This window comes from Acinetobacter sp. Swhac1 (genome assembly GCF_013390985.1).
Lineage (GTDB): Bacteria > Pseudomonadota > Gammaproteobacteria > Pseudomonadales > Moraxellaceae > Acinetobacter > Acinetobacter towneri.
On the sequence record NZ_JACASN010000114.1, the window covers coordinates 1 to 768 of the forward strand.

Annotated in this window: 1 protein-coding gene; it reads right to left on the reverse strand. The window is 27.5% G+C overall.

Translation table 11 applies throughout. The features are described 5' to 3' along the window. Positions 1–176: 176 nt before the first annotated feature. Positions 177–500, reverse strand: coding sequence for a hypothetical protein (locus HX743_RS16215; protein ID WP_004676058.1), 324 nt, complete (start codon positions 498–500; stop codon positions 177–179). Positions 501–768: the final 268 nt, after the last annotated feature.

Genomic DNA, 768 nt, shown 5'->3' on the forward strand with positions numbered 1-768 from the left:
TTTAATCTTAATTCTATTAGATTAATGATAATACTATCATTTAATTATTGCATTAAGTCTAATGATAGATATTGTATGCGATTTGGCTCGCTATCATTCAGGTATACTCTTTTGATAAAAAAAGCATAACTAAAAGCCATGCCTTGGGAATTCGTATAACGTGTATTATGTTAATTTTAGAAAATCTGTTTTAGTTTGTACCTTTTCAAAATTATGTAAAAAGCAAATAAAACACTTATCCAGAACAAATAATCAAAAATAAAATATAAGAAGATAAATTGATCTATTCCTATAATAATATTTAAAGGATCTAGCGCTATACTCCCACCTGGAGATACTTCACCATCTACTAAAAACTGTAAGGGAAATCCTCCTCCAATGACTTTAACTTTTCCAAGCTTGTCTACAACTATACGATCCACTAATGTATATTTCTGATAAAACAAAGATAAATAAGTAAAAATAAAAGATAAGCAATTGAAGTATAAAAATTTTTTCATAATTTACTCTCATATATCTACTAATTTTAACAATTTTTAATCAGAGCCTTTTGGAATAATTTGCTTTAATTTCTCTATTACTCTCTCAAAAAATTCCTTTAATATGAAAAGATTAGAATTTATTTTATTAAGTTTACTTGCAGAGAGGTGGTCCCACTTGTTTGAACAACTAAAAGCGTATTTATAAGTGATATTCCGCTCTAGTTAAGCCACCTTGTTTTGTTGGGGTAGCTGATCATAGTAAAACTCATTTGGTGTCATTTTGTCT

Excerpts from the sequence above, each read along its gene's own strand:
- HX743_RS16215 (WP_004676058.1), bottom strand. The coding sequence starts at position 500 with ATGAAAAAATTTTTATACTTCAATTGCTTATCTTTTATTTTTACTTAT.